This is a genomic window from Kitasatospora sp. NPDC059408 (genome assembly GCF_042751525.1).
Taxonomy (GTDB): domain Bacteria; phylum Actinomycetota; class Actinomycetes; order Streptomycetales; family Streptomycetaceae; genus Kitasatospora.
Genome location: NZ_JBHYWI010000027.1, coordinates 70,302 through 96,499, shown reverse-complemented (window position 1 = coordinate 96,499; position 26,198 = coordinate 70,302). Strand labels below are relative to the sequence as shown.

The following is a 26,198-nucleotide window of genomic DNA, read 5'->3' as shown; positions in this document are numbered from 1 at the left end:
CGGCACGGCTCCTGCGTGCCGCGGCCCCCGGCCGCCGTATCCCCGGACGTCAGACGTAGAGCGTGAACACCGTGTCGCCCCGGCCGACGTAGGCGTTGCTCAGGGCGAACACGTGGCTGCCCGGACGGAAGATCCCGAACGTCGTGCGCCCGGCGGCCTGCCAGTCCCCGACCACCGGCAGGTCGCCGGCGACGCCGTAGGAGGCGGTGGAGACGCTGCCGTCGTCGTGGCGCAGGAGGAAGGTGTTCGGCTCGCCGGCGCTGCGGCCCGGACGGAAGAGGCCGAACTGGGCGTGGTGCACGCCGTCCCAGTCGCCGGCCACCGGGACGTCGCCCGGCCCGCCGAACTGCAGGGTCGTCACGCTGGTGTCGTCGTGGCGCACGGCCAGGGTGCCGGTGGCCGGGCGGTAGACGGCGAGCTGGTCGTGGCCGTTGTGGTCCCAGGCGCCGGCCACCGGGACGTCGCCGGGCTCGCCGAACCGGACGGCGGTGACGGACCCGTCCCGCAGCTGCAGGCCGAACGTGGCGGTGCTCGGGCGGTAGATGCCCAGCTGGCACTGGCAGGTGTTCTCCCAGGCGCCGACCACCGGGACGTCGCCGGGCTCGCCGAAGGCCCGGCGCTCGTTCACGTGGCCGGTCGTCTTGCCGTAGTCGATGTTCCAGCGGCCGTTGTCGAAGAGGCCGACCTGCGTGGCCGGGCCGCCGAGGTAGCCGGTGAAGGGCGTCCCGGCCTGCGGGCCCGGGACGGAGGCCTGCACGGACGCCGTGGCCTGGCGGCCGTGGTCGTCGGTGACGGTCTCGGTGACGGTGTAGTAGCCGCCGACGCCGTAGTCGTGCGTCAGGCCGTCCGGGGAGGTCCGGCCGTCGGTGACGACGGGGGCGGTGCCGTCGCCGAAGTCCACGGCGTAGCGGGCGACCGGCCACGGGCTGGAGGTGGCGTCGTGGAAGGCGACCCGGGCGGTGGCCTGGTCGGCGACGCTCACCTGGGGGTTGAGCCGGAGGGCGCCCACCGGGGCGAACGTGAACCTGGCGATGCCGGTGAAGACCAGGCCGGTCCGGCTGGTCGCGGTGAGCGTCGCCGTGTAGGTGCCGGGCGCCGGGTAGTCGTGGTCGAGCTCCAGGCCGCTGCCCGGGTTCACGTCCACCGGGGTGCTGCCGTCGCCGAAGTCGAGCTTGGCACCGGCCGGCGCCCAGCCGGTCCGGTAGAAGGTCTGGATCCGGGCGTTCAGCGGGTGGCCCGCCGTGGCGTAGGGGATCGCCGACAGCTGCACGGAGGTGTCGTCCTGGAGCTCGACCGCGCCGCGGTCGTAGTAGCCGGGCCCGGTACCGGTGTTGGCGATCGCCGGGTGGTCCGCGCGCGGGTGGTCGTAGAAGTCGGTGTCCAGCATCCCCGGCGCGGTGGCGTCGGCCGCGTCCGTCAGGCCCTCGACGGCCCGGGGCGCGTAGTCGCTGCTGTAGAACCCGAACTTCGGGTCGGCCTCGTTGTCGTGGGCGCCCTGACCGGTGGCCCTGAAGTCGGAGGCGGCGGTGTACGGGGTGCCGCCCCAGAGGTAGCCGGCGCCGCCGGCCGCGTGCACGACGCTGTTGTAGTCGGCCTTGGTCCCGGGGACGGAACCGGCCGAGACCGACAGGCCGGCGGCGGACTTGAGGGCCTCGTCGGTGCAGGAGCCCGCGGGGAGCTTGGTGATCACGTTGTTCGTCACCGCGGCCCCCGAGGAGCTCCCGGCGAGCAGGACGTCGTTCCCGCAGTTCCCGGCGAAGGTGTTGCTCGCCACGACGGTGCCCGGGGCGTCGGTGGCCACGACGCCGCCCGTGCGGCCCTCCACCACCAGGTCGGTGGTGATGACCGTCCCGGAGACCCCGGCGTCCACGGCGATGCCGACCGTCCCCTGACCCTGGACCCTCGTGCGGCTCACCGTGGTGGCGGTGGTCTTCCCGGTGATGCGGACGGCGGGCGCCGGGTCCGGGTAGGAGGACGGGACGCCGTTGAACACGGGGTCGCCGGCGAGGACGGTGTTCCGGTTCACCACGATCCGGTCGGCGTCCTGGACGAGCACGCCCTCCTGCGGTGCCTCGAACTGGAAGCCCGACACCGTGACGTCGTGCACGCCGGAGAACACGAGGGCGTGCGCGGCCGGCTTCGAACCCGCGTCCCAGGAACGGATGCCGAGGATCGTCTGGGGCATGCCGTAGGGGATGTCGGCCTTGATGACGATCGGCCTGCCGGGGAGCCCGGAGTGCCTGACGGTGACCGATTCACGGTAGGAGCCGCCCGTCGCGACCTGGACCGTCTGGCCCGGCTGCGCCGCGTCCACGGCGGCCTGGACGGTGCAGAACGGCCGGTCCTGCGCCCCGCTCCCGGCGTCCGAACAGGCCGACCCGTAGGCGTTGTCGACGTGGAGCACGCTCTGGTCGGCCGCGTGGGCGACCGAGGGGAGAAGCGCCCCGGCTATCGCCGAGCCGGCAACCGCGGCGGCCAGGCCGACGCGATGACGAATGGTCACGGATGGTCCCCCTTGAGGCGAAGTGACGCCGGATGTGCAGGATTCGGGGAGCGCCCGTGATGGTTCGTGCCCCCGATCGTCCGGCGAAGAGTATCGCCGATGATCATGCGGCCGTCACGCGGGTATCCCGGTCGTGGCGGGGCGGGCCGGTGGGTCAGGCCCCGTGGTGGTCGCCCGCCCAGACGGTGGGGGTCCGGCCGGCCCAGGGGGCGGCCTGTTCGAGCTGTCCGGCGAGGCGGAAGAGGACGTCCTCGCGCCCGTGGCCCGCGGCGAACTGGATGCCGATGGGCAGGCCGGTGGCGGGGTCGGTCTGCAGGGGCACGGACATGGCGGGGGTGCCGGCGACGTTGAACACGGCGGTGAAGGGCGAGCGGTGGAAGACCTGCCGGAGCCAGCCGGGGCCGTCGGCGCCCTCCGCGCCCTCGGCGTACGTGCCCAGGGGGACGGGCGGTTCGGGCAGGGTCGGGGTGAGCAGCAGGTCGTACTCGGCGAAGTAGCGGCCGATCGCGCGGGCGACGGTGTTGCGCATCGCGAGCGCGTGGACGAACTCGGTGCCGCTGACCTCCCGCCCGTAGGCGTGGCTCGCGAGCATCTCGGGTTCGACGGTGGTGGGGTCGACGGGCCGGCCCGAGGCTGCGGCGAGGCCGTCGATCCAGGTCGCCAGGTTGGCGCTCCACAGGCGGGCGTTGGCCAGGACGAACTCCTCCCAGCCGGTGCCGAGATCGACCCGGACCTCCTCCACCCGGTGGCCCAGGGACTCGGCGAGCCGTGCGGAGCGCAGGGTGGCGTCGATGATGGTGCCATCGACAGTGCGGCCGCCCCAGGGCTGCGTGAGGAGGCCGATCCTGAGGCTGCCCGGGGGGCGGGTGACCTCCTGTGCGTAGGGCCGCTCGGGGCGCGGGGCCGTGTAGGGGTCGCCGGCCTCGGGGCCGTGGACGAGGTCGAGCAGGGCGGCGCTGTCGCGGACCGAGCGGCTGAGGGCGCCGTGGACGGCGAGCCCGTTGAAGACCTCGTCCGCGTCGGGGCCCATGGAGATCCGGCCGCGGGTGGGCTTCAGCCCGAACAGGCCGTTGGCGGCGGCGGGGACGCGGATGGAGCCGGCCGCGTCGGTGGCGTGCGCGAGGGGGACGATGCCCGCGGCGACGGCGGCCGCCGAGCCGCCGCTGGAGCCTCCGGGGCTGCGGTCCGGGTCCCAGGGGTTGCGGGTGGCGCCGTACAGGACGCCTTCCGTGGTGGTGCTGTAGGCGAACTCCGGGGTCGCCGTGCGCCCGAGCGTCACCAGTCCGGCTCGGCGGAAGCGGGCCATGAGCGAGGAGTCGGCCGCGGCGACGTTGCCGGCGGCGAGGCGGCTGCCCAGTTCCACCCGCTTGCCCGCCATCGCGACGGCGAGGTCCTTGACCAGGAAGGGCACCCCCGCCAGCGGCGTGCTGCCCGGCGCCGGCGCGTCCTCGGCGGGCCAGGTCTCGACGACGGCGTTGATCCGCGGATTCACCGCCTCGCACGCCAGTCGGGCGGTCGCGGCGAGTTCGGCGGCGGTCACGTCACCGCGGGCCACCAGGGCGGCCAGGGCGACGCCGTCGTGGTCCGCGTACTCGGAGAGCTTCATCTTCTTCGTCCGTCCAGATCCGGCCAGGGGAAACGATACCGAAAGGTCTCGCACGATACCGATCGGTATCGTGTGGGACTGATCGGTACCGTAGCATTGCGGCCAGGCGGCTCGACGCCCCATCGGGCGGACCGGCGGAGGGTGACATGGCGGACACGGCGGACACGGCGAGAGTCAGCAGGCGGAGCCGGGTGGCCAAGCTGCCGCCCCGGGAACGGATCCTCGACGCGGCGGAGGAGCTCTTCTCGCGCGAGGGGATCAGGGCGGTCGGCGTCCAGGCGATCGCCGACCGGGCCGAGACCACCAAGATGGCGCTGTACCGCCACTTCGCGACCAAGGACGCGCTGGCCGAGGAATGGCTGCGGATCGTCGCGGCCGACTACACCGCCGCGTTCGACCGGCTGGAGACCGCCCACCCCGACGACCCCCGGGCGCAGATCCTCGGGATCGCCCGGTTCATCGCCGACGGGCTCCCCGGGATCTCCCACCGGGGCTGCCCGTTCATCAACTCCATCGCGGAACTGCCCGACCGCACCCACCCCGCGCGCCGGCTGATCGAGGCCCACAAGGCCCGCCAGCTGCGCCGCCTCGCCGACCTGTGCGTCCGGGCCGGGCTGCCCGACCCGGACGGGGCGGCCGCGGAGATCACCTTCGCCCTCGAAGGGGCCCAGGTGAGCGCCCAGAACCGGAGCGTCGAGCACGCGGGCGAACGGCTCGTACGGATCGTCGGGGCCGTCCTGGACCGCCCGGCGAGCTGAGCGGCGGGCGGCCCGGAGACGCCGACGGGGCTGCCGGGGGTTCCGTCGTGGGAGTCCCGGCAGCCCCGTGCACCCCGGCGGCGGGGCCTACTTGAACTGGGGGTAGTAGTCCAGGAGCGAGGAGTTCACGCTGGTGCAGTAGGCGTAGCTCCACAGGCCGCTGCCGGTCGGCTTCCAGGGGCCGTACACGTTCTCGCCGTTCTGACAGACCGCCATCGCCCGGAAGACGATGTGGCTGTCGGAGCGGGGGCACATGGCGCCGTAGGTGTTGCCGTCCCACCACTCCTGGCAGACGTCGGTCGTGGTCGCCGACGCCGGTGCGGCGGTGGCCGTCCCGAGCGCGAGCGATCCCGCGGCGACCGCCGCCAGTGCCAGTGCGCGTACCTTGAGCATCGAATCCCCTCCAGCCGGACGTTGCGTCAGCCGGCCCGCGCCCTGCCCCGCGGACCGCCGTCGAATCTAGGTCGGCCGCCGGGGGCGTCCGGTGCGCGAGCGCACAGTCGGGGGCTCCGCGCGGTGCCGATCCGCACAGTCGTCCGCCCGCGGCCGACGCATGATTGCATGGCGTGAGCGATCCGCGACGCGGAGTACCGGTTGCCGTCGGAGCGATGAGTTTCCCGGCGGCCGCGGGTCTGCATCCCGACCGGACCGACCGGCACGACCCACTCATCGGGAGCAAGGCAATGGGCCTCATCCACATCGAGCTGTTCACGACCCTCGACCTCGTCGCGCAGGCGCCCGGCGGGCCCGACGAGGACCCCGAGGGATTCCCGTTCGGCGGCTGGCAGGCGCCCCTGCTGAACGAGACCACCGGCGCGCAGATCGCCGCCGCGTACGAGGGCACGGACGCCCTCCTGCTCGGGCGGCGCACCTACGACATCTTCGCCGCGTACTGGCCGAAGCAGGAGGGCGGCCCGTTCGCCGGGCTCTTCAACAGCGTGCCGAAGTACGTGGCCTCCCGCGGCGAGCCCGACCTCCCGTGGGCCGGCTCCACGCAGCTCGGCCCGGACCTGGTCGCCGCGGTGCGCGGGATCCGCGAGCGGCACGAGCACGTGAAGGTCGTCGGGAGCCTGGACCTGGTGCAGACCCTCCTGCGGGAGAAGCTGTTCGACCGGCTCGACCTGTGGGTGCACCCGATCGTGCTCGGCGTCGGCAAGAAGGTGTTCGACACCGGTGCGGTGCCCACCAACGTCACGCTCCTCGAACCGCCGGTGGCCGGCCCCACGGGCACGGTGTTCCTGCGCTACGGGATCGCCGACGGGATCCCCCGGACGGGCGACATGAGCGCCCCCGACCGCGGACTGGGCAACGGCGGCTGACGGGCCTCAGCCCAGTTGGTCGGCGATGCGCTGGGCCTGGTGGCCGGCGCCGCGGCGGCGGAGGTAGCGGATGCGGTCGAGCATCAGGACACGGACGTCCGTGTCCCGGGACTCGTGGGCGCGGGAGGGCGCCAGGTGCGGCCAGATCGTCTCGTAGAAGGGCCAGTTGGCCGGGTTCTCGGCGCTTCCGACGGCCAGGCGGGCCTCGACGAGCAGGCGGTGGACCGCGTACCGGGCGGTGTCCCGCTCCTCCCCCGTCATCTCGGCGCGGACGGCCTCCCCGACCATCCGGTGCACCCGGATGGCGTCCGCCGCGTCCGCGGTGACCAGGCCGTACCGCACGACCGAGGGGAGGACCCAGGCCAGGCGGCGGGGGACGAGGTGGGCGGCGATCGGTCCGGGGCCGAGGTGGGCGCACAGCCGCATCAGCTCGACCGCCGAGGCGGCGTGCGGCCGCAGGTAGGCGGCGGCCACCCGCCAGTGGGCGCGCACGACGGGCAGCGGGTCCGCCGGGCCGCCGCCGGCTTCCCGCAGCCGGGCCGTCTGTTCGCGCAGGGCGGCCAGGTAGTCGGCGGCCGGGGTGCCGGTGGCCTTGAGCCAGGCGCCGGCCAGGTCCACCGCGAGCGGCAGGTCGTCCACGGCCGCGGCCACCGCCTCGGCGTCGGCTCGGGCGAGGGCGCCCTCCGTGCGGCGCATCAGGTGGTCCGTGCCGGTGGCGCGGGTGAACGCGTCCAGGGTCACCGCGGCGGTCGGTGCCACGGCGCCCGGGGTGAACGCCCGGGCCCAGCGCGGGTCGCGCGAGGTGACCAGGACGTGGCCCGCGCCGCCGCCGGGGACGAGGTGGACGACCTCGCCCGGGTCCTGCGCGTCGTCGAGGACCACGAGCCACCGCCCGTCCGTCCCGGCGCTCCCGTACTGCAGCTCCACCAGCGCCAGGCCGGCGGCGCGCGGCAGCTCCGCGCCGTCCGCCAGGCCCAGCACCCCGGCCAGCTCCGCCAGCCGCGGCAGGACCTCCTGCGACTGGCCCGCGTCGATCCACCAGACCAGGTCGTAGTCGGCCCTGAAACGGTGCGCGTACTCCAGTGCGAGCTGCGTCGCGCCCACCCCGCCGAACCGGTCCCGGGCGCGGGGCGCCGGCCCCACCACCGTGACGGCGCCCTGTTGCAGGCGCTCGCGCAGGAGCCCCAACTCCTCCGCGCGGCCGGTGAAGTGGCGGTTGCGCGGCGGCACGTTCCAGATCTTCGGACGGCGGCCGGGAAAGCGCGGCGCGCCCGCCGCACCCGGGGCCGGGAGCTCCTGGCGGCCGAGGGCGGAGAGCAGCCGGGCCGCCGCCTGCGGCTCGTCGGCGTCGGCCAGGTCCACCAGGTCGAACCGGTTGAGCCGCTCGGACGGCGGCACCGGGACCACCCGCACCTGCACCAGCCGGCGCCGGGCCCCGAAGGCGTGCTCGACGACGGCCCACTCCCACGCCTCCCCCACCGCGTCCGAACGCAGGTAGGCCGGGGAGAGCACGACCACCACGACCGTCTCCACCGGGCGCGCCATCCCCGGCCCGGCGTCGCGCGGCAGGACCCGGAAGCCCGCCGCCTCCAGCACGTGGACGATCCACTCCGCCCACATCCGGTCCTCGGGCACGAAGCTGAGGTGGACGTCGACCGGCTCGGCGGGGGCCGGCCGGTGGTGCGGCTGCGTCGGCGAAGCCGGGCGCGGGAGCCCGGTGACCCGGCCTCCGGTGACGGCGGCGGTCAGGCGCTCGTAGGCCGCGAGCAGGCCGGCGGGGGCGCCCGGGTGCGGTGCGGCGGCGAGCGGCCGCCCGTCGTCGTGGAGCGGCCGGTACGGGATCTCGACCGTCTCCACCGGCTCCGTGGCGGGCAGGCCCGCGAAGCGCGCCGCGGCCAGGGCCCGGCCCATCTCGGTGACACCCTCGTGGGAGCCGTCGACCATCGTCGCCACCGGGAGGATCCGCACGGCCCGCTCCCCCTGGCGTCCGGCGATCCGCAGCGCGATCCGCGACGCGTCGTCGATGCTGCGCCCGCTCAGGGTGAAGCAGACGACCAGGTCGTCCGGCAGCAGCTCGGTGCAGATGTCGGCCATGGTGGACAAGCCGGTGCAGCCGTCGACCAGCACGTAGTCGTACTGCCGGCGCAGCTCCTCCCGCAGGTCGCCGAAGTACTCCTCGTCGGCGAACGCCTGGGTGCCGCGCGTCAGTTCGGTGACCTGGCGCTCCCTGCGGCCCACGAGCAGCACGTCGAGCAGGCCGCCGGCGGCGAACCCGGAGCGGTCGACGGTGCGGACGGCCCCGCGCACGCTGCGGCCCAGCCACTCCCGGCCGGGCCGGCCGCTCGTGCGCACCTGCTCGTCGCGGAAGTCGAGGAGCAGGCTGAGCACGCCCCGGGCGCCCTCCAGCGCCGACGGCGCCAGGAGGCGCCCGAAGTGGCGCTCCAGGCTCGGCGCCTCGAACCCGAGGTCCGCCACGAGCACCCGGTGGCCGTTGGCGGCCAGGATCCAGGCGCAGTTCGCCAGCGCCTCGGGGCGGCCGATGCCGTCCTCGTAGGAGTAGAAGGTGACGATGCGCCCGTCGGCGCCCCCCGGGCCGGCGTTCCCCGGGCCGCCGGGGGCGAGCGCGGGCAACGGGTCGCCCGGGTGGGCCAGTTCGCCGGAGATGCGGCGGACGGTCCGCTCGTCCTGCGCGTACACCTCGCCCGCGCGCGTCAGCGCCCGGTCGATGTCGAGCGCGGCGGGGTCCGCGGCGCCCGCGGGGCCCTGCCGGGCCGGCAGCGGGTGTGCCGGCCCGGCCGCACCGCCCTGCAGCAGCGCGACCTGCTCGGTCAACCGGACGACCTGGTCGAGCACTTGGGGCAGCAGCCGTTCCGTCTCACTGCGCAGGGCCTCCGTCCGCACCAGTTCGCCGACGGTCCGGCGCTCCTGGGCCTGGGCCCGCGCGAGCTGTTCCTGGGCCGCGAGCAGCCGCGCGATCTCCTCGCGGTGGCCGAGCAGCGCGTCGCGTTCGACCGTCAGTTCGCCCACCCGCTGCTGGAGCGCCTGGAGGATGCCCAGCAGGAGCATGACGAGCCTGGTGGTGTTGTCCAGCGTCCGCTGGAGGTCCTCGCGCTGGTCCTCGGCGCGGATCAGCCGCCGGTGGAGGCTCTCCAGGTGGGAGCGGTGCCCGTCCGGGTCCGCGCCGGCGCCCGCGCGGCGGGCCGGCGTGTGGCGGGACACGGGGTCGCGGGCCGCCTTCAGCAGGCGCAGGGCCCGGATCCGGTCGTGCGGGTCGCGGGTCGTGGCGGCCACCACCTTGAGGACGAACTCCTCCTCGGGCACCTTGCCGCTCAGGTACGTGCTGACCGTGCTCGGCGCCAAGCCGACCACCCCCGCGAGGCCGGTCAGCGACGTCCCGGCCTTCTCCAGGAGGTGACGCAGGAACTCGGCCAGCTCCTGCGCCTCGCGCGTGTCGGCCCGGACCTCCCCCAGGGGCCGCCCGCCCCGGTTGCCCTGCGCCGCCACCCGCTCCCCCAACTCGCCTGTTGCCGCCCGGCCTTGCCGCCATTATCGCCCTTGCCGCCGAACAACCCGGGTTGTTCGGGCCTGACCTGGGACGGAGCGGCGAACAACCCCGGCGAACCCGCGCGCGTGCCAGCTTGGTCCCGCCGGGACCACCCCGGCGCGAACAACGAGCGGAGACTCGCCATGGCCTTCCTGCCCCTCAGCCCCCGCGGCATCGGCAACCTGCAGCGGGTGCTGCTGGTCGCCCTCCTCTCCCCCGCGCTCGTGATCACGGTGCTCGCCACCGTGCCCGCCCTCACCGTCCTGCCCTTCCTCCCGGACGGCACCCGCCGCACCGTCGACCTGCTGCGCATCCACGCGAACGCGGCCTCCGCACTGCTGAGCGCCAGCCGCGCCGAGCGGTGAACACCGCCCCGGGAGGGGAACACGAGTGCCTCCGGCCGCGGCGGAATCGCCGAGACTTCGCCGAGCCGCCCGCCGGCTTCGTCAACGGGACGGAACTCCACCACGCCTTCTTCGACCCCTGGTAGCGCTGAGTCACGAGAACGCCGCTTCCCCCCGCAAAATACCGCCACCCGGACACCGCCGGCCACACCGTCCGTAGCCGGGATGCCGAACGGGCGGCCTGCTCGCAGGCTGGAAGGAGCAGTGCCCCGAGCACCGGCAGGAGGACGGCATGGCCGCACACTTCGAGGTCTACGAGGACAAGGCCCACCAGTGGAGGTTCCGGCTCAAGGCGGGAAACGGGGAGATCGTCGCGGTCGGCGAGTCCTACCCGACCAGGCAGGGTGCGCAGAAGGGCTGCGAGGCCGTGAAGCGCGCCGCCGCCGAGGCGGACATCGTCGCGCCCAAGGCGGCGTGAAGGCACCCGCGCGTGTGGGGCCCGCTGCCGGACGGCGGCGGGCCCCCGGTGTGCGGTGCCCCCGACGTGCGGTGCCCCCGACGTGCGGTGCGGCGGCGGGCCCCCGGTGTGCGGTGGCGGGCCGCACGGCTCGTCCGGGTTGGCAGGATCTTGTGGACGAACGGTGCTGTCGTCCCTGGTGGAGGAGGCCGGGAAGGCGAAGACTCTTCGTGTACATCGCCCGGCGGACCCCTGGCGCGCTCCGTGCGGCCGGTCCTCGACGAAAGGGAAACCGTGAACGACTTCAGGGCGAGGTTTGACAGCTCGGGGATCGAAGGCCTGCTGAAGGACTACTTCGACCTCCTCTACACCCAGGACATGGACCTGTTCGAACGGGTCTTCCACCCGGACTCGGTCCTGTACTCGGCACAGGACGGCGAGGTCGTCGTGCGCCCGCGCGCCGCGTACCGGGCGGTCATGGAGGGGCGGCAGTCGCCCGCCGAGGCCGGTGCGCCGCGGCACGACGAGATCCTCCTCATCGACGTCCTGTCGCCCGAGATGGCCCTGGTCAAGGTCCGGCTGCGCCTGTTCGGGAACACCATGGAGGACTACCTGAACCTGCTCAAGGTGGGCGAGCGGTGGACCGTCGCGGCCAAGCTCTACCACCGTGCGGCGTAGCACGGCACCCGCGCGGGCCCGCCGCCGGCACCCGCCGGCGCGCGGGCCCCGCTCCCGCGGCGGCGGGCCGGTGCCGTGCTGACCACCGTCGCCGTCGTGCTCGTCGACGGAGTGGCCCCGTTCGAGTTCGGCGTGCTCTGCGAGGTCTTCGGCGTCGACCGCTCCCCGGAGGGCGTGCCGCCGTTCGACTTCCGGGTGTGCGGCGAGAACGCCGGCGCGCCGCTGTCCACCGGTGCGGGGTTCCGGGTCATCCCGTCGCACGGTCTGGAGGCGTTGCGGGACGCCGATCTGGTGGCGGTGCCCGCCGCCACGATCCGCGAGGACTACCCGCCGGCCGTCCTGGACGCGCTGCGCGCCGCGCACCGGCGTGGTGCCACCCTGCTCTCGGTGTGCAGCGGGGCGTTCGTGCTGGGTGCCGCGGGTCTCCTCGACCACCGTCGCTGCACCACCCACTGGAGCTACGTCGACGCCTTCGCGCGCCGCTTCCCCCTGGCGCGGGTCGACCGCGACGTCCTGTTCGTCGACGACGGCACCGTCCTGACCAGCGCGGGCACGGCCGCCGGCATCGACGCCTGCCTCCACCTGGTGCGCCGGGAGCTCGGCTCCGCCGCGGCCAACGCGATCGCCCGCAAGATGGTGGTGGCGCCCCACCGGGAGGGCGGGCAGCGCCAGTTCGTCGACCTGCCGGTCCCCGAGGACCCGGGCGCCAGTCTCCAGCCCCTGCTCGGCTGGATGCGGGAGAACCTCGGTGCCCGGCACAGCGTGGCGGAACTGGCGCAGCGGGCCCGCATGTCGCCCCGGACCCTCGCCCGCCGCTTCAGCACGGAGATCGGCACCACCCCGCACAAGTGGCTGACCCTGCAGCGGGTCCTGCACGCCCGGCACCTGCTGGAGGAGACCTCCCTGGACATCGAGGAGATCGCCCACGAGACCGGCATGGGCGACGGCGCCCTGCTCAGGCACCACTTCCGGAAGATCGTGGGCGTCACCCCGAAGGACTACCGGGCGGCCTTCGCCGACCGCCCGGCGGCACCGGGGCCCTCCCCTTCCCCCGCCGCGGACGGCGACCGGCGCCGTGGCGGCCGGTGACTTCCCGCATTTCCTTTCCCGGTCACGGGCCATCCTTTCAGGGCATCTCCCCTGTCTGCCAGGCCCGTTGACGACACCGCTGCGCGAAATCCCGCCGCTCCGGAAATCGGCGCCATATTTTCGGCGGCATGTTTCCGGCGCCTGGCAGATCTGCCCCTGGATGAATCGGGTGCGGTCGAAAAGACTGGCGTTGTCCCGATCGTCCGTCAAGGGAAGGGAATGGATCCCATGTCCTGGAGCTCCTGGGAGACACGGCGCCGACACGCCGTCACGTGGGGCCGGCACGCCTTCGGCACCACCCCCTCGCGCGACGCCCGGCGCCTCGCGTGCGCGTGGCTCGCGGCCCACGACTGCGACGGCGAGGTCATCGCGTGTGCCGGGCTCGTCGTGGCGGAACTGGCCGCCAACTCCGCCGAACACGGCGGGCGCCTGGACGCGCTGTGCCTCGACGTCTTCCCTTCGGAGCCCCGCGCTCCGGGCAGCCTGATCGTCGGCGTCTACGACCTCGGCCGGGACCACCCCTTCCACGCGGGCGGGCGCCGGCTCCCCGGCGAGGGGCTGCGGGAGCGGGGGCGCGGCCTCGGCATCGTCGCCGCCCTCAGCCTGGAGTGCGGGGCGGCCCGGCTCCACGACGGCCACCAGCACGTCTGGTGCCGTCTGGCCGTGCCCCCTCGCAAGGCGGCCGGGCCCGGTGGCGGCCCCGGAGTGCACGGCGGCGGCTGATCCACCGTCACGGCCCCGGAGGCGGGTGCGCCCGCCTCCGGGCCGCTTCACCGGGACGGCTCCTGCGCGACGGCCTTCACGTCGTCCGTCCGAACCGGCCTCTGGCCACGCACACCATCGAGAACCCGCCGAGGACCAGCAGCGCGGCTCCCAGGAGCGGGTTCGCCCTCCCGTACAGGGACTGGCTGATCGTGTCGTAGAGGAAGTGCGCCAGCGCGAACGGCCAGAGGACCCTGTACCGGCGGTAGACGAACAGGAGGCCTCCCGCCCAGATCACGGCCTGGGCCAGGAACTGGACGCCGTAGTACAGGTGGAAGGGGAACCGCAGGGCGACCAGGACCGCCAACTGGGCCGGCCACGGCCACCGCATGCGGGTCATGACGGCGACCGGGAGGGCGAGCAGCAGGGCTTCCTCCACGACTCCGGCCGTCGCGGACCAGAGCAGGATCCTGCCCGTGCTCATGCCGGTGTTCAGGACCTCCGACGCCTTCGCGGATTCCGGCTGCGGGAGGAGGGCGAGGACGGCAAAGGCGATCCGCATCACCAGGTACGCCGCGGCCACGGCCCCCAGGGAGCGGGCGGAGAACGCCTCCTTCCTGGGCGGAAGCCCCAGCTCGGTCCGGCTCAGCCCGAGCCGTCGACGGCCGACAACGAAGGCGACCGCCGCCACGAGGACTCCGGAGTAGACCAATCCGTCGTAGACGTCGACGAACCAGCCGGGAAGCCGGTCCGCCCGCCCGGCCAGGGTGTAGACGGCCGCCACCGTGGCGGCGCCGAAGGCGGCCAGGTAGCCGAGTCCCACCAGGCTCCAGGCCTGGACGGACCACCGCGGTCCGGGCCGGCCCGTGGGTGCCGGGTTTCCGTTGGCACAGCGATTCATCACGGCTCTCCGGCTGGGTGCAGGGTGAATTTCCCGAGTGGACGTCATGTTTTCACCGCCGCGCCGGAGGCAGCCAGGCGCAGAAATGCCACCGGGCCGCAAGAACCCGCCACCGTTCCCGGCAGCACGATCGGCTGCGGGAAAGCCGCAGGAATCGTGCGGGTTTCCACCGATGCCCCGCGTTCGTCCGCCGATGACGATCGGTTCGACGGTTCTCGCAAAACCGAAAGCCGAAACCCGAAAGCCGAGAACCGAGAGACGACAGTCGGAAGACGGGGCCAGGCCCCAGGAGAGGACATTCCCATGCCACCGGCCCGTTCCCGCACGTTCCCACCGCCCGGCCGCCCGGTGCGGCACCACCCCGTGCGACACCGTCCCGTGCGACGCCGCCTCGCCCCGATCGTGGCCGTGGGCGCGGTCGCCGCGGTGCTGTCCCAGGTCCAGCCCCCGCCGGCGCAGGCCGCCGCCCGCGCGGACGGGCACCGGCCGGTCGTCTTCGTCCACGGGTGGAGCGGCAACCCGTCGACGTTCGACGACATGAAGAAGCACTTCCGCAGCGCCGGCTACACCGAGGACGAGCTCTTCGCCTGGGGCTACGACTCGCTTCCCGAGCAGTCCCACACCGTCACGTACCAGGGCGCGGTGGTGTCGTCGGGAAGCGTCTCCGACACCACGGTGGAACGCGCCGGCGAGTTCCACGGCGACTGGGTGCGGCTGCCGGGGAGCGGGACGTACTCGCTGTCCGTCGAGTACCGGCAGAAGGGCCCGTACTGGGGTGCCGGACCGACGAGGAGCGGCCGGTTCTCGCTGGACATCCCGGCGTCGTAGCGGTGGTGGTTCGTCAGCGGACCCAGTGGCAGCGGTTCTTAAAGACCTCTTAGGAAAACTCCGTATCACTGTGTCATGCACACAGGCACTCATGCGTCACCCCTCGCGCGCCCCGCCCGCCGCCACGTCCCGCGTTCCGTCCTCGTCCTGGCAGTGGCCACCGCGCTGCTCTCCGGAACCGCGGCGAGCGCCGTCACCGACGGCTCCGCCCAGCGGGTGCGGATCCACGGCGGGCGCGTCGACGTGCCCGTCCGCGGCGGCACGGCCACCATCGACACCGCCACCCTGCGGACCGAGGCCCGCACCGGCGACGGGCGGACGGTCCTGCTCTCCGCTGCCGCCGCCTCCGGGCTGGGCCGGGCGAGTGCCCCGGCCAGGACGGCGGACGGCGCCGGCTGGTCGTACCCGGAGGCGGGCCTGCGGGCCGACGCGCGCGCCGACCACGGCCGGCTGCTGGTCACCCTCACCGCCACCGGCGCCGACACCTCGGTGCGCTGGCCGGTGACCGCCGCCGATCCGGCCGCCGGCGCGATCCAGTTCCCGCGCGGCGAGGGGCTGTCCGTGCCCGTCGACGACCCGTTCTGGAACTCCCCCGACGGCGCGCTCGTCGGCGAGGCGCAGGAGCTGGACTCCCAGCTGTCCATGCCCGTGTGGGGCTACACGCTGCGCACCGGCCGGGCCGGCGCCGGCTACATCGTCCCCACCGACATCGGCACGTCGCTGACGTTCGCCTCCCAGGACGGGCGGCTGCGGGCCACCGCCGAGCACGGGTTCGCCGCCGGGAACGGCACCAGCGCGTACACCGTGGCCCTCTCCCTCACCGACGGCTCCCCGGTGGCCCCGGCCGCGGACTACCGCGACTGGCTCGCCGAGCACGGGCAACTCGGCAGCCTGGCCGAGAAGATCCGGAAGAACCCGCAGACCGCGAAGCTGCTCGGCGCCTTCCACGCCTACGCCTGGGGCGGCGCCCGCCGGCCCGCCTACCTCGACAAGCTCAAGGCGCTCGGCGTCTCCCGGCTCTGGCTCGGCTACGACTCGGACGACGCCCCGATGACCGGCGCCGACGTCAGGGCCGCCGAGGCCGACGGCTACCTCGCCGGCCCGTACGACTCCTTCGCCGACGGCCAACAGAAGACCGAGGACTCCTCCCCCAACACCGTGTGGCCGGACGACGTCTACCCCCGCTTCTGCGTCGTCAGGGCCGACGGGACGCCGCAGCCCGGCTTCCGCAACAAGGGCTGCTACCTGAGCTCCCAGGCCTTCGAGCAGGCCGAGCCGCAGCACCACTACCTCGCCGCCCGCACCCGCTCGCTGGTCGCCAACGGAGCCGGCAGCTACTTCCTGGACGTGGATGCGGCGGGCGAGCTCTTCCGGGACCACGACCCCGCCCACGCGATGACCATGGCCGAGGACCGCGCCAACCGCCTCGCCCGGATGCGGCGCCTGACGGACGGCTCCTACGACACGTCCGCGCGGCCGCTGGTGCTCGGCTCGGAATCGGCCGGCGCCTGGGCCAACCAGGTACTGGCCTTCGACCACGGCGCGGCGACCCCGGTGGACGGACGGCTGTGGGCCATGGAGACCGGGCACTTCGACAACCGGCCGCAGGACCCCAAGGACGACGGCGCCTGGGGCGGCTACATGCCCGAAGGGGCCGCCGCCACCTTCTTCAAGCCGGTGCGCACCGCGGACTTCAAGCCCGAGCACCAGGCCCGGGTGGCCGCCGCCCTCAAGGCGATGTACGACCCGCGCTACCGGGTGCCGCTGTACGAGACGGCGCTGCACGGTTCGCTGGTCAACGCCGAACGGTGGGAGCTGCCCTTCGGGAAGCTGCCGGAGCAGAAGACCACGCGCGCGCTGCTGGCCATGCTCTCCAACACCCCGCTCAACTTCGTACTCAGCGACAAGGACCCGCGCGACGCGCAGAACCTGCGCGAACTGGCCGCCCTGCAGCAGTACTTCGCCCCGCTGCACCAGGCGGCCGGCACCGAGCCGCTGACCTCCTTCCGCTGGCTGACCGAGGACCACCTGGTGCAGCGGACCGTCTTCGGCGACGGCACGCTGACCGTCACCGCCAACTTCGGCACCACGGCCCACGACGGCCTGCCGGGCGGCTGCGTGGACGCCGCCCTGCGCGGGCGGCCGGGCAGCCGGCTGTGCCCGGCCGACGTCGTCTCCTGACGGCAGGACGGGGGGACGGCAGGACGGGGGGACGGGCAGGGCGGGGGGGCCGGCAGGGCGGGGGGGACGGCAGGGCGGGGGGGACGGCGCGGCGCTCACGCGCCGCGGCGTTCCCCCGGGAGCGGGATGGCGGCCCGCACGGTGGTGCCGCACCCGGCGCCGTCGGAGGTGAGGGAGAACGTCCCGCCGTACGCCTCGCACCGCCAGCGCATCCCCTCCACCCCGTACCCCGGTCCGGGCGTCGGGGAGGTGTGCGCGAGGCCGCGCCCGTCGTCGGTGACGGACAGCACGACGTGATGGTGACGGTACGCCAGGGACACCCGCACCCGTTCCGCGTCCGCGTGCTTGACCACGTTGCCGAGGGCCTCCTGCACGACGCGGTAGGCGGCCAGGCACGCCTCCTCGTCCGCCGCCGGCGCCGCCCCGAGCCGCTCGCCCTGGACGTCGACGTCCACGATCAGGCCGTTCTCGGCCGCCACCCGCGCGGCCAGCGAGCGGACCGTCTCGGCCAGGCCCAGTCCGCGCAGGGCCACCGGGTGGAGGGTGGCGACGATGCTGCGGAGCACGGCGGCCAGTTCGTCGAGCCGGCCCACGGCCGTCCGGGCGGAGCGCCGCAGCGCCTGCGGGTCCTCCTCGGCGAGGGCCGCGTCGAGCTGGCGACGGGTGAGGGCCAGGAGCTGGAGCACCTCGTCGTGGAGCTCCCCGGCGATGAGCCCCGCGTAGTGCTCCTGGCGGCCGATCAGGGCCCGGGCCCGGCCCTGGCCGAGCAGTGTCCTCGCCTCGGGCCAGGCCCGCACCGCGTACACCGCCGCCGCCGGCAGGAGGACCAGCGCCGGGTACGCCGCCTCGGCGTGGAACAGCCGGCCGGCGGCCAGGGCGGCGAACCCGCAGGCCACCATGGTCAGCAGCACGCGGACCCTCGGCAGCGCGCGGGCCATGGCCGCCAGGGCGCCGGTGGCCGAGGCGACGGCGAGGGCGGCGACGGGCCGCACGGGCAGCGGTTCCTGCGTGAGGGCGTCCGCCGCGTAGGCGACCGCACCGAGGAGTGCCAGCGCCAGGCACAGGTTGCGCACGGGGCCGAGGACGTGCGGCCGGTGGATCGCCGGGCGCCCGCGGGGGCCGCTACCCACGGGCCCCGGGGGACCCGGGGGACCCGGGGGACCCGGGGGACCCGGGGGACCCCGGCGGCCCGTCGAGCAGGCCGCTGCGCCGGGCGTGGGCGACGAGGTCGGCCCGGGTGACCAGGCCGAGCCGGTTGCGCAGCCCGGCCCGCAGGCTCTCCACCGTGCGCACGCTCAGCGTCAGGTGTGCGGCGACCTCGCGGTTGGTGTAGCCGTCGGCCAGCAGCGCCAGCACCTGCCCCTCGCGCGGGCTCAACGCCCGCGGGGACACCGGGACATGTGCCGTGTCCGCCCCGAGCGGGGGCTGGACGTAGCTGCCGCCGGCGGCCACCGTGCGTGCGGCCAGGAGCAGTTCGGGGACGGACGTGCTCTTCGACAGGTAGCCCGACGCCCCCGCGGCCAGGGCCCCGCGCACGAGCGCCGCGTCCTCGTACATGCTGTGCACGAGGATCCCCGTCCTCGGGGCGGCCGCGCGCAGTTCGGGAATGGCCGACTGCACCGGGCCGGACGCCAGCACCATGTCCAGGACGAGGAGGTCGGGCCGGCGCGTCCGCACGAGGTCGATCGCCTCGGGTCCGGCCGCGGCCTCCCCGACCACGACGAATCCCTCGGGTTCCAGGAGCGCCCGGGTGCCGGCTCGCACGGTCAGGTGGTCGTCGACCAGGACGACGGTCACGGGGGCGGTCGCGGGGACGGTCATCAACCGGCTTTTCGTGGACATCGCATGGGAATACCGGCTCCTTTGCGCGGGGACGGAACGCCTTCCACCCTCCGATACGCGGCAACCACTGTCAACCATTCCCGCGAACGGTTGCCGGAAGGTTGCGACACGAACTCATGGCGGGGCGGAACCTGCACGTTGCGGGAAATCCGCAAGAACACTGCGGCATTTCCCGGATGTGCTCGCGGGCGGGGCGCTGGGATTCTCGCAGTGTCCGGCTCCCGCCCCGATGTCACCGGCGGGACCACCAAGTACACCGGATCCGAACCGAATTGGAGAAGCACGTGGCCCTCGACCTTCCCCGTCTCCCCCGCCTCCCCCGCGCGGCGCTCGTGGTCACCGGGACGGCGGCGCTGCTGTCCCCGCTGACCGTGGGCACGGCGACGGCCGCGGAGAGCGCAGCCCCGTCCCTGAGCGTCATGGCGTTCAACGTGGAGCAGCTGCCCTCCATCACCGAGCTCGCCGGCACCCCGGGCAGCGACCGCCGCGCGGAGCGGCGCGAGGCCGCCGCCGCGGTCATCAAGCGGGAGAACGCCGACGTCGTCGTGCTGGACGAGGCGTTCAACAAGTACGCCCAGGCGATGCGCACCATGGAGCTGAAGGAGGTCTACCCGTACCAGACGAGCCTGGTCGGCGAATACTGCAGCGGCTCCGGCCGGTGGACGAGTTACGAGGGGAATTGCAGCAACTCGCCGTTCGTCGTCAACGGAGGCGTGACGCTCCTCAGCAAGTACCCGATCCTGGAGTCCCACCAGCTCGTGTACCGGAACTCCGACTCCAAGACCTCCGACTACAAGTCCAACAAGGGCGCGGCGCTCGCGCGCCTGTCGGTGAACGGGCAGTCGGTGTGGGTCGCGGGGACCCACCTCCAGGCCGACGAGGAGGGGAGCAGCCCGGTCGGGAACACGCGCAAGGTCCGTCTCGAACAGCTCAAGGAGCTGCGGGCCTGGGCCTCGAACAAGGCCGGGGGCGCACCCGTCGTGGTCGCGGGCGACTTCAACGTCGAGTACTACACCACGGACCCGAAGAACGGTCACGCGCCCGGGGCGGGCGTCAGCGGTGAGGTCGCGAAGGCGAACGAGGCGCTCGGCGGGGTCCTCGCGACGCCGGGCACCACCGGCTACACCTACGACATGGTCGACAACCCGCGCGCCGGGCTGCGCGACGACAAGGACAACGGCTACGCCAAGTACCGCAACCGGCTGGACTACATCGGCTACATCAAGGGGACGGGCGCCCAGCCCTCCTTCTCCGAGGAGCGGATCGTCGGCTACGACGGGCTCCGCAAGGGCGGCGACCCCCTGGCCGAGATCCCCTCCGACCACCAGCCGATCGTCTCCCGCGTGACCGTCGGCCGCTGAACGGCCACCGCTCAGATCGCCGACGGTTCGTCAACAGACTGCTCCGCAGCGGAGCCTGGGCCGTCCTCTGGCGACATTTTGTGGGTATTCGACACTTATAGGAGTGCGGGTGCCGAAGGATGATCCATGCCACTCCATCGGACTCCAGCCATTCGACTCGGCGGATCGGACGGCCCCTTCGTCTGGAGAGAGGCCCACCCGGAAGACCTGGAGGCACCAAAGCATGAAACGCACACGGCGCATCCCGCTCAAGTTCGTGGCAACGGCCGTCGTCCTGTCCCTCGGCTCGGTCCCCCTGGCGTCGTCGTACGCCTGGGCGGGCGAGCCGAGGGAGGCGCAGCGGATCTCGGCAGCCGCCGCCCAGCCCACCGACGCCATGGACGGCAAGACGCCGACCGAACGGATCACCCAGCTGCTCACCAGCCTGGACGCGGCCTCACGCAAAGGCGACAAGCTGGAGGTGACGGATCCGAACCAGATCGCGAGGTACGTGCTGGCCGTCTTCGCGTTCGGTGTCAAGCTCGTGCCCTACGGCGGCAGCGCTCTGTCCGGCATGACCGATTTCCTCGGAAAGGCACTGTTCCCGACCGGCAAGCCGTCGGTCGACCAGCTGTGGCAGAAGCTGAGCGACCGCGTCGGGGGGATGATCGACGCGAAGCTCGGCGACTACGACGCGAAGACCCTGCGGGCGAGCCTGACGGGCATCGACACCAACCTGGAGGACTACACCAAGGCGGTCAACGACTTCGCGAAGGCACCCGCGGGAAAGGACCGGGACAAGGCCGCCGAGCGGATCCGGACCCTGCACCGGGCCTCCCTGGTCAACGTCCAGCAGCAGATCCCGCAGTTCCAGAAGGACGGCTACGCGGTGGCGGCGCTCCCGCTGTTCGCCGCGGCGGCCAACGTGCACCTCGCACTGCTGACCGACGGCGTCAAGCAGGGTGCGAAGTGGGGGTTCTCGCCGAGCGAGATCAAGGACATGCGCGACCGGCTCACGAGCCTCACCACGCCGGGAGGCAACGCCGGGAGCAGCGCGAAGAGCACCTCGGACAAGCTCGGCGCGCTCAACGACGCGATCGCCAAGGGGCCTTCGCTGGGCGTCTCCGCGAAGTCGGTCGACGTCTGGCGCGAGCAGGCGCAGGAACTCCGGAGCGGCAGGCAGGCCCAGCCGGCCGCCGCGAACACCGACTACGTGTCCTACGTGAACAAGGTCTACGCCGAAGGCCGCGCGAAGGTGAAGGTCCCCGGGTCGAGGATCCTCTCCAGGGGCGGTCCGGAGGCCAATGAGCACAAGACCTACGCGGAGTACGACACGGTGATGAACGTCAACGTCCTCGACTACGCCAGGCTCTGGCCCTACCTCGTCGACAAGATCCCCGACTCGGCGAAGGCCGGCCTGGACCGGGAACTCTTCTACGGCACGTACGGACGGGGCAACGGCGGCAACCGCTGGGACGGGACGAACATCAGCAGCGCCCCCTGGGACGCGTCGAACCCGCCCACCGTCACGAAGCGCGGAGAACGGATCACGGCCGTGCGTGTCTGGGGCTACGACGACGTCGACGCGATCCAGATCAAGTACGGCAACGACTGGGGCGACAAGATGGGCGGCACCGGCGGAGCCCTGAAAGAACTCACCCTCGCCCAGGACGAGTACGTCACCAAGGTCGAGGGCACCTACGGCCAGAAGCTCGGGAAGATCAAGTTCACCACGAACAAGGGCAGCAGCGTGGAGACCGGAGCGGCGCGGCACGTCGACCCCGACACGCGCGACCGCACGCCGGAGACGTTCGCCGTGTCCCCCGACGCCCAGGAGCTGACGAGCGTGGGCGTCACCCAGTTCTCGTCGGAGAAGCCGCCCGGTATCGAGGGCGTCTACCTCGGCTTCCGTTCGCGGCTGGTGGGCTGATCCGGCGTCCGGCCGGTCGTGCGGGGCGCGTGCCGGCCGGACGTGCGGGGGCGGCGTGGGGGTCGATCCCGGCGTGTCGGGGCTCCGGTCGAGGGTGACGTCGTCCGTCGCCCTCGACCGGGGCTTCGACGCGCCTTTCCCCGGTTCAGGTGTGCGGTCCGGAGGCGTCGAGGGTGGCGAGCAGGTCGCGGGCGCGGGCGGTTTCGGGGGCGTCGAGGTCCTCGAAGACGGCGAGTGCCCGCTGGAGGTGTGCGCGGGCGGTGCGGGAGCGGCCGGTGGCGTGCAGGCAGCGGGCGAGGCCGAAGAGGGCTCCGGCCTCGGCGTGGACGTCGCCCGCGGCGAGGGCGGTGTCGAGGGCCTCCTGGAGCACGCCGGCGGCCCGGTCGTACTGGTGGAGGGCCTCGTGCACCTCGGCGATGTTGTGCAGGGCCAGGCCCAGGCCGTTGGGGTCCTCGTCCTCGCGGTGCATGGCCAGTTTCCGCAGCAGGTAGGCGAGCGACTCCTCGGGCCGGCCGAGCTCCCACAGGCAGATCGCGATGCTGTTGAGGACCGCGGCCTCCCGTTTGCGGTCGCCGGCGCGGGTGGCGGCGTCGAGGCCCTGGAGGGCGTGGCCGAGGCCGGCCTCCAGGTCGCCCGCCTCGGCGGCGGCGCGGGCGAGGTTGCTCAGGGTGGCCGCTTCGCCGCTCACGTCGCCGAGGACGCGGCGCACCTGGAGGGCGCGGGTGAGGTGTGCGGTGGCGTGGTCGGGCCGGCCGAGGGCGGCCAGGCAGATGCCCAGGTTGTTGCGGACCCAGGCCTCGCCGGCCAGGTGGCCGGTGGCGAGGGCGGCCTCCAGCGCCAGTTCGTGGATGTGCTCGTGCTCCCGCCACTGGCAGCGCAGGTGCAGGTAGGTCGACAGCGCGGTCGCCAGGCGCCAGGCGAGGTCGCCGCCGCCCGGCACCCCGGCGACCGACGGTGCGGCGGCCTTTTCGGCGAGTGCGGCGGCCTTCTCGGCGGCGGCCAGCAGGTTGGCGTGCTCGGCGTCGCACCAGGCCATGGCGTCGGCGCTGCCCTCGAAGGCCGGGGGCGAGGCGGCGGCGAGGGCGGGGTCCGGCGCCATGGCGTAGCGGGAGGGCACGATCCGGTCGGCGGCGGTGTCGGCGCCGGCCAGGTACCACGCGAGGACGCGGCCGGTGGCGGTGCGTTCCTCGTCCCGGTCCGGGCGGGCGCGTCCGGCGGCGTAGGCGTGGAGGAGGTCGTGCAGGGCGTAGCGTCCGGGGGTCTTCTGCTGGAGCAGGTGTTCGTCCTGGAGCCGTTCCAGCAGCAGTTCGGTTCCGGGTTCGTCGAGGCCGGCCAGGGCCGCCGCGGCCCCGGGGGTGAAGTCCTGGCCGGGGTTGAGCGGCAGGAGGCGGAACAGGCGCTGCGCGGCCGGGGGCAGGCCCTCGTAGGAGAGGTCGAAGACGCCGCGCAGTGATTGTCGTGAGGTGGCGACGGAGTCGACGCCGTGGGTGTGCAGTTTGCTCAGCAGGTAGGCGAGGGTCCAGGTGGGGCGCGAGCGCAGGCGGGCGGCGGTGAGCGAGACCGCGAGGGGCAGGTGGCCGCAGGCGGCGACGATCGCGGCGGCCGCTTCGGGTTCGGCCGCGGTGCGTTCGGGTCCGGCGATGCGGGCGAACAGGGCGAGGGCCTCGGCGGGGTCGAACACGTCGAGCCGGGTCGCGGTGGCACCGTCGAGGCCGAGCAGGCTGCGGCGGCTAGTGACGACGACCAGGCTGGACGGGCAGGCCGGGATGAGCGGGCGGACCTGGTCCTCGTCGGCGGCGTTGTCCAGGACGATCAGCGCGGCCCGGCCGTCGAGGCGGTCGCGGAACATGGCCGCGCGGGCGTCGAGGCCGTCGGGGATGCGCTGGGCGGGCACCTCCAGGTGGCGCAGGAAGGCGTCCAGGACGGCCGCCGGATCGGCCGGGGGCAGTTCGGGGTCGAATCCGCGCAGGTTGACGTAGAGCTGCATGTCCCGGTAGCGGCCGGCGCGGACCAGCTCGTGGGCGGCGTGGACGGCCAGTTGGGTCTTGCCGACCCCGGCCATGCCCTCGATCGCCGAGATCACGACGGTCGTCGCGGCGTTGCCGCCGGGGCCGGCCGCCGCGAGCAGGGCGGCGAGTTCGCGTCCGCGCCCGGTGAACGTGGCGAGGTCGGCGGGCAGTTGGCGAAAGACCCCGGCGGTGCCGCCGGTCTTGGCCCCGGCGTGCACCCTGATGCAGGCCGCCCGCCAGCGTTCCGTGCCGGCCTCGTCGACGCCCAGGGCGCGGACGATGCCCACGAGCAGGTCGAGGTCGAGGCGGCGGCGCCCGGCCTTGAAGGCGTCGACGACCGTGGTCGCCGACACCGTCCGCGCGGGCCGCAGCAGCGGCCCCACCCGGCCGGCCAGCACCCGGTAGGACGGCTGTCCGGCCCAGGCCCGCAACTCGCCGAGCAGGCCGATGAGTTCGGCGAGGTCTTCCGCCCGGCCCGGATCCGGCGCCCCTGCCCCTGCCCCTGCCCCGCGAGTTTCCACCAGCGCTGCACCCCCCGGTGACGTCCCCTGTCGCTGTCCGGACAAGCGTACGGCGCACGCCCCGTGGAGGACGCGGTGATCACGCAACTCGCGGACGGGAGGCGGATCCTGCGCGGCCGATGACGCGAAGACGGGCGGCAGGATTTTGCGGAGCATCGGCTTCCACGCGGCTGGTGATGCCGGACACGGCAGCAGGAAGATGACTCACGGCCAGGAAGGACCACGAAAAGGAGAACCCTGGCCGGCCGGGCCCCGCCGGCCGCGGTGAAGGTCATTCAGAACCCCTTGCGCCAACCTCTGACGAGCGATCTCGAAAGGACGAGAAATGAACGACAGGAGCAGCCGCATTCGAAACGTCCGCCGCGCCACGGCGGCGGCCGCGCTGGCCGCCGTGCTGTCCGGGGCGACCCTCTCCCTGGCCCCCGCCGCCACCGCCACCGCCACCGCCACCGCGAGGACCTCGACCGCGGCAGGGGCGCGGGTTCAGGCGGCCTCGGAGTCGAGCGCCCTGTCCGCGACGGTGCAGGTGACGAACGTCAGCGGTAGGACCATGTACGTCATCGCCGGCCCGAACGCGGACTGGCTCGCGGCGGACTTCGTGGCGGACCTCGCCCTCATGGCCAACGGGATCGGCGAGATCAAGGGCGCCGTGACGGCCGGCCGGCTGCCGGAGACCATCCGGACGGTCAAGGACCTGCGGGCGTTCATAGGGGTGTCCGGCGAGCTGCTCATGGGCACCGTGGCCACGGGCTCCAGGAGCGCCGAGGCGGTCGCGGCCGCGGGCGAACTCCTCGACAAGGCCAGGAAGCACGCCATCACGATCGAGCCGGGGAAGAGCGCGAACGTCTTCGACAGGTCGCTCCTGGACATCATCCTTTCCCCCAGCGGCATCGCGTCCATCTTCGGCGCGTCCGATGTCTCGCTCAGCGCGTTCGACGACGACGGCAACATCCTGAACGGGAACGTGAGTTCCAACAGCAATGTGTACCTCGATGCCAGTGGGTTTTCCCCGGACACCAGGACGGACGTCGAGAATCCCTATGTTCCCGGGGACAGCTTCTTCCTGTGAGCCTCGCGGTCAGGGGTGCCCCGGTGCCCGTCGGCCGGCTGTCCGACGACGTGCCCGGCCGCGCGCAGGGCGGCCGTCGCGGCGGCGAGGCGGGCGACGGGGACCAGGACGAGGTCGGCGTGGAAGGTGGAGGCGGTGAAGACCGGGATCCCGGCCGCCGCCAGCGGGGTCAGCAACGCTGCCAGCATCCCGGGCACGTCGAGCCCGTGGGCGGTCTGCCCGCCGTAGAACGCGGCCCAGCGCTCCGCGCCCTCGCCCTCGCCCGCACCCCCGGCGTCGGCGTCGGCGTCGGCGTCGGCGTCGGCGTCGGCGTCGGCGGGCCGAACGACGGTCAGGCCCTCGGGGGCGCGGACCAGGGCGAGCCAGTCGCCGCCGGGCACCGGGGCGCCGGGGCCGTGCTGCTCGACGACGAACTCGCCGGGAAGGACGGCGAGTTGCTGCGGTACGGCTGCGTTCACCGGGCCAGCATAGGCCCCACCGCAGCCATGATCAACCGCGGGCGGCCGCGGCGCGGCGTACGGCCGGTCGGCGCAGCGCGGAGCCGCCGGCCGGGGGCCGGGCCGGGTGGCGTGCCTAT

At 73.8% G+C, this 26,198-nt stretch carries 21 protein-coding genes; 12 read left to right on the top strand and 9 right to left on the bottom strand.

Annotation, left to right across the window (positions count from 1 at the left end; genetic code table 11):
* Positions 1 to 49: 49 nt before the first annotated feature.
* Both ACFXDE_RS19825 and ACFXDE_RS19820 read right to left on the bottom strand, forming a co-directional pair.
* Positions 50 to 2,503, bottom strand: coding sequence for a PKD domain-containing protein (locus ACFXDE_RS19825; RefSeq protein ID WP_380495962.1), 2,454 nt, complete (start codon positions 2,501 to 2,503; stop codon positions 50 to 52).
* 154 nt (positions 2,504 to 2,657) lie between these two features.
* Positions 2,658 to 4,109, bottom strand: a complete 1,452-nt coding sequence (locus ACFXDE_RS19820) for an amidase (protein ID WP_380495960.1) — start codon at positions 4,107 to 4,109, stop codon at positions 2,658 to 2,660.
* Positions 4,110 to 4,255: 146 nt separating this feature from the next.
* Between ACFXDE_RS19820 and ACFXDE_RS19815 the strand changes: the two genes are divergently transcribed.
* On the top strand, positions 4,256 to 4,867 hold the full coding sequence (locus tag ACFXDE_RS19815) for a TetR/AcrR family transcriptional regulator (RefSeq protein ID WP_380446842.1): 612 nt from the start codon (positions 4,256 to 4,258) through the stop codon (positions 4,865 to 4,867).
* Between the two features lie 87 nt (positions 4,868 to 4,954).
* Here ACFXDE_RS19815 and ACFXDE_RS19810 read toward each other — a convergent pair whose 3' ends face one another.
* A complete protein-coding gene (locus ACFXDE_RS19810) occupies positions 4,955 to 5,260 on the bottom strand; it encodes a hypothetical protein (RefSeq protein WP_380446844.1) in 306 nt (101 codons plus the stop codon).
* 290 nt (positions 5,261 to 5,550) lie between these two features.
* On the opposite strand from ACFXDE_RS19810, the gene ACFXDE_RS19805 reads away from it, so the two are divergent.
* Entirely contained in the window at positions 5,551 to 6,186 is a 636-nt protein-coding gene (locus ACFXDE_RS19805) for a dihydrofolate reductase family protein (RefSeq protein WP_380446846.1), read from the top strand.
* 6 nt (positions 6,187 to 6,192) lie between these two features.
* Here the strand turns inward: ACFXDE_RS19805 and fxsT are convergent, their stop codons facing one another.
* On the bottom strand, positions 6,193 to 9,690 hold the full coding sequence (fxsT, locus tag ACFXDE_RS19800) for an FxSxx-COOH system tetratricopeptide repeat protein (RefSeq protein ID WP_380495958.1): 3,498 nt from the start codon (positions 9,688 to 9,690) through the stop codon (positions 6,193 to 6,195).
* Positions 9,691 to 9,873: 183 nt separating this feature from the next.
* Between fxsT and ACFXDE_RS19795 the strand changes: the two genes are divergently transcribed.
* The 5 genes from ACFXDE_RS19795 to ACFXDE_RS19775 all read left to right on the top strand — a co-directional run bounded on the left by ACFXDE_RS19795 (position 9,874) and on the right by ACFXDE_RS19775 (position 13,021).
* Entirely contained in the window at positions 9,874 to 10,095 is a 222-nt protein-coding gene (locus tag ACFXDE_RS19795; protein ID WP_380495956.1) for a dTMP kinase, read from the top strand.
* 271 nt (positions 10,096 to 10,366) lie between these two features.
* Positions 10,367 to 10,552 carry a YegP family protein gene (locus ACFXDE_RS19790; RefSeq protein WP_380446848.1) on the top strand — a complete coding sequence of 62 codons (186 nt, stop codon included), beginning with the start codon at positions 10,367 to 10,369 and terminating at the stop codon, positions 10,550 to 10,552.
* Positions 10,553 to 10,825: 273 nt separating this feature from the next.
* Entirely contained in the window at positions 10,826 to 11,209 is a 384-nt protein-coding gene (locus ACFXDE_RS19785) for a nuclear transport factor 2 family protein (protein WP_380495954.1), read from the top strand.
* Positions 11,210 to 11,284: 75 nt separating this feature from the next.
* Complete coding sequence (locus ACFXDE_RS19780) at positions 11,285 to 12,298, top strand: GlxA family transcriptional regulator (RefSeq protein ID WP_380495951.1); 1,014 nt, start codon at positions 11,285 to 11,287, stop codon at positions 12,296 to 12,298.
* A 228-nt stretch (positions 12,299 to 12,526) separates the two neighbouring features.
* Positions 12,527 to 13,021 carry an ATP-binding protein gene (locus tag ACFXDE_RS19775; RefSeq protein WP_380495949.1) on the top strand — a complete coding sequence of 165 codons (495 nt, stop codon included), beginning with the start codon at positions 12,527 to 12,529 and terminating at the stop codon, positions 13,019 to 13,021.
* Positions 13,022 to 13,097: 76 nt separating this feature from the next.
* Here ACFXDE_RS19775 and ACFXDE_RS19770 read toward each other — a convergent pair whose 3' ends face one another.
* Positions 13,098 to 13,823, bottom strand: a complete 726-nt coding sequence (locus ACFXDE_RS19770; RefSeq protein WP_380495947.1) for a CPBP family intramembrane glutamic endopeptidase — start codon at positions 13,821 to 13,823, stop codon at positions 13,098 to 13,100.
* 456 nt (positions 13,824 to 14,279) lie between these two features.
* On the opposite strand from ACFXDE_RS19770, the gene ACFXDE_RS19765 reads away from it, so the two are divergent.
* Positions 14,280 to 14,729 (top strand): esterase/lipase family protein, encoded by a 450-nt coding sequence (locus tag ACFXDE_RS19765; protein ID WP_380495945.1) that lies wholly within the window; start codon positions 14,280 to 14,282, stop codon positions 14,727 to 14,729.
* Between the two features lie 75 nt (positions 14,730 to 14,804).
* On the top strand, positions 14,805 to 16,910 hold the full coding sequence (locus ACFXDE_RS19760) for a glycoside hydrolase (RefSeq protein ID WP_380495943.1): 2,106 nt from the start codon (positions 14,805 to 14,807) through the stop codon (positions 16,908 to 16,910).
* A 95-nt stretch (positions 16,911 to 17,005) separates the two neighbouring features.
* Here ACFXDE_RS19760 and ACFXDE_RS19755 read toward each other — a convergent pair whose 3' ends face one another.
* Positions 17,006 to 18,040 (bottom strand): sensor histidine kinase, encoded by a 1,035-nt coding sequence (locus ACFXDE_RS19755; protein ID WP_380495941.1) that lies wholly within the window; start codon positions 18,038 to 18,040, stop codon positions 17,006 to 17,008.
* Entirely contained in the window at positions 18,033 to 18,752 is a 720-nt protein-coding gene (locus ACFXDE_RS19750; protein ID WP_380495939.1) for a response regulator, read from the bottom strand. The genes ACFXDE_RS19755 and ACFXDE_RS19750 overlap by 8 nt, the downstream gene beginning before the upstream one ends.
* Positions 18,753 to 19,036: 284 nt before the next feature.
* Here ACFXDE_RS19750 and ACFXDE_RS19745 point away from each other — a divergent pair, with 284 nt between their 5' ends.
* Both ACFXDE_RS19745 and ACFXDE_RS19740 read left to right on the top strand, forming a co-directional pair.
* Complete coding sequence (locus tag ACFXDE_RS19745; RefSeq protein WP_380495938.1) at positions 19,037 to 20,113, top strand: sphingomyelin phosphodiesterase; 1,077 nt, start codon at positions 19,037 to 19,039, stop codon at positions 20,111 to 20,113.
* Between the two features lie 223 nt (positions 20,114 to 20,336).
* On the top strand, positions 20,337 to 22,022 hold the full coding sequence (locus tag ACFXDE_RS19740) for an insecticidal delta-endotoxin Cry8Ea1 family protein (RefSeq protein WP_380495936.1): 1,686 nt from the start codon (positions 20,337 to 20,339) through the stop codon (positions 22,020 to 22,022).
* Between the two features lie 145 nt (positions 22,023 to 22,167).
* Here the strand turns inward: ACFXDE_RS19740 and ACFXDE_RS19735 are convergent, their stop codons facing one another.
* Positions 22,168 to 24,552: an ATP-binding protein gene (locus tag ACFXDE_RS19735; RefSeq protein ID WP_380495934.1), complete on the bottom strand. Its 2,385-nt coding sequence runs from the start codon at positions 24,550 to 24,552 to the stop codon at positions 22,168 to 22,170.
* A 325-nt stretch (positions 24,553 to 24,877) separates the two neighbouring features.
* Between ACFXDE_RS19735 and ACFXDE_RS19730 the strand changes: the two genes are divergently transcribed.
* Positions 24,878 to 25,621, top strand: a complete 744-nt coding sequence (locus tag ACFXDE_RS19730; RefSeq protein ID WP_380495932.1) for a hypothetical protein — start codon at positions 24,878 to 24,880, stop codon at positions 25,619 to 25,621.
* Here ACFXDE_RS19730 and ACFXDE_RS19725 read toward each other — a convergent pair.
* Positions 25,591 to 26,079, bottom strand: a complete 489-nt coding sequence (locus ACFXDE_RS19725) for an ACT domain-containing protein (protein ID WP_380495930.1) — start codon at positions 26,077 to 26,079, stop codon at positions 25,591 to 25,593. The genes ACFXDE_RS19730 and ACFXDE_RS19725 overlap by 31 nt on opposite strands.
* Positions 26,080 to 26,198: the final 119 nt, after the last annotated feature.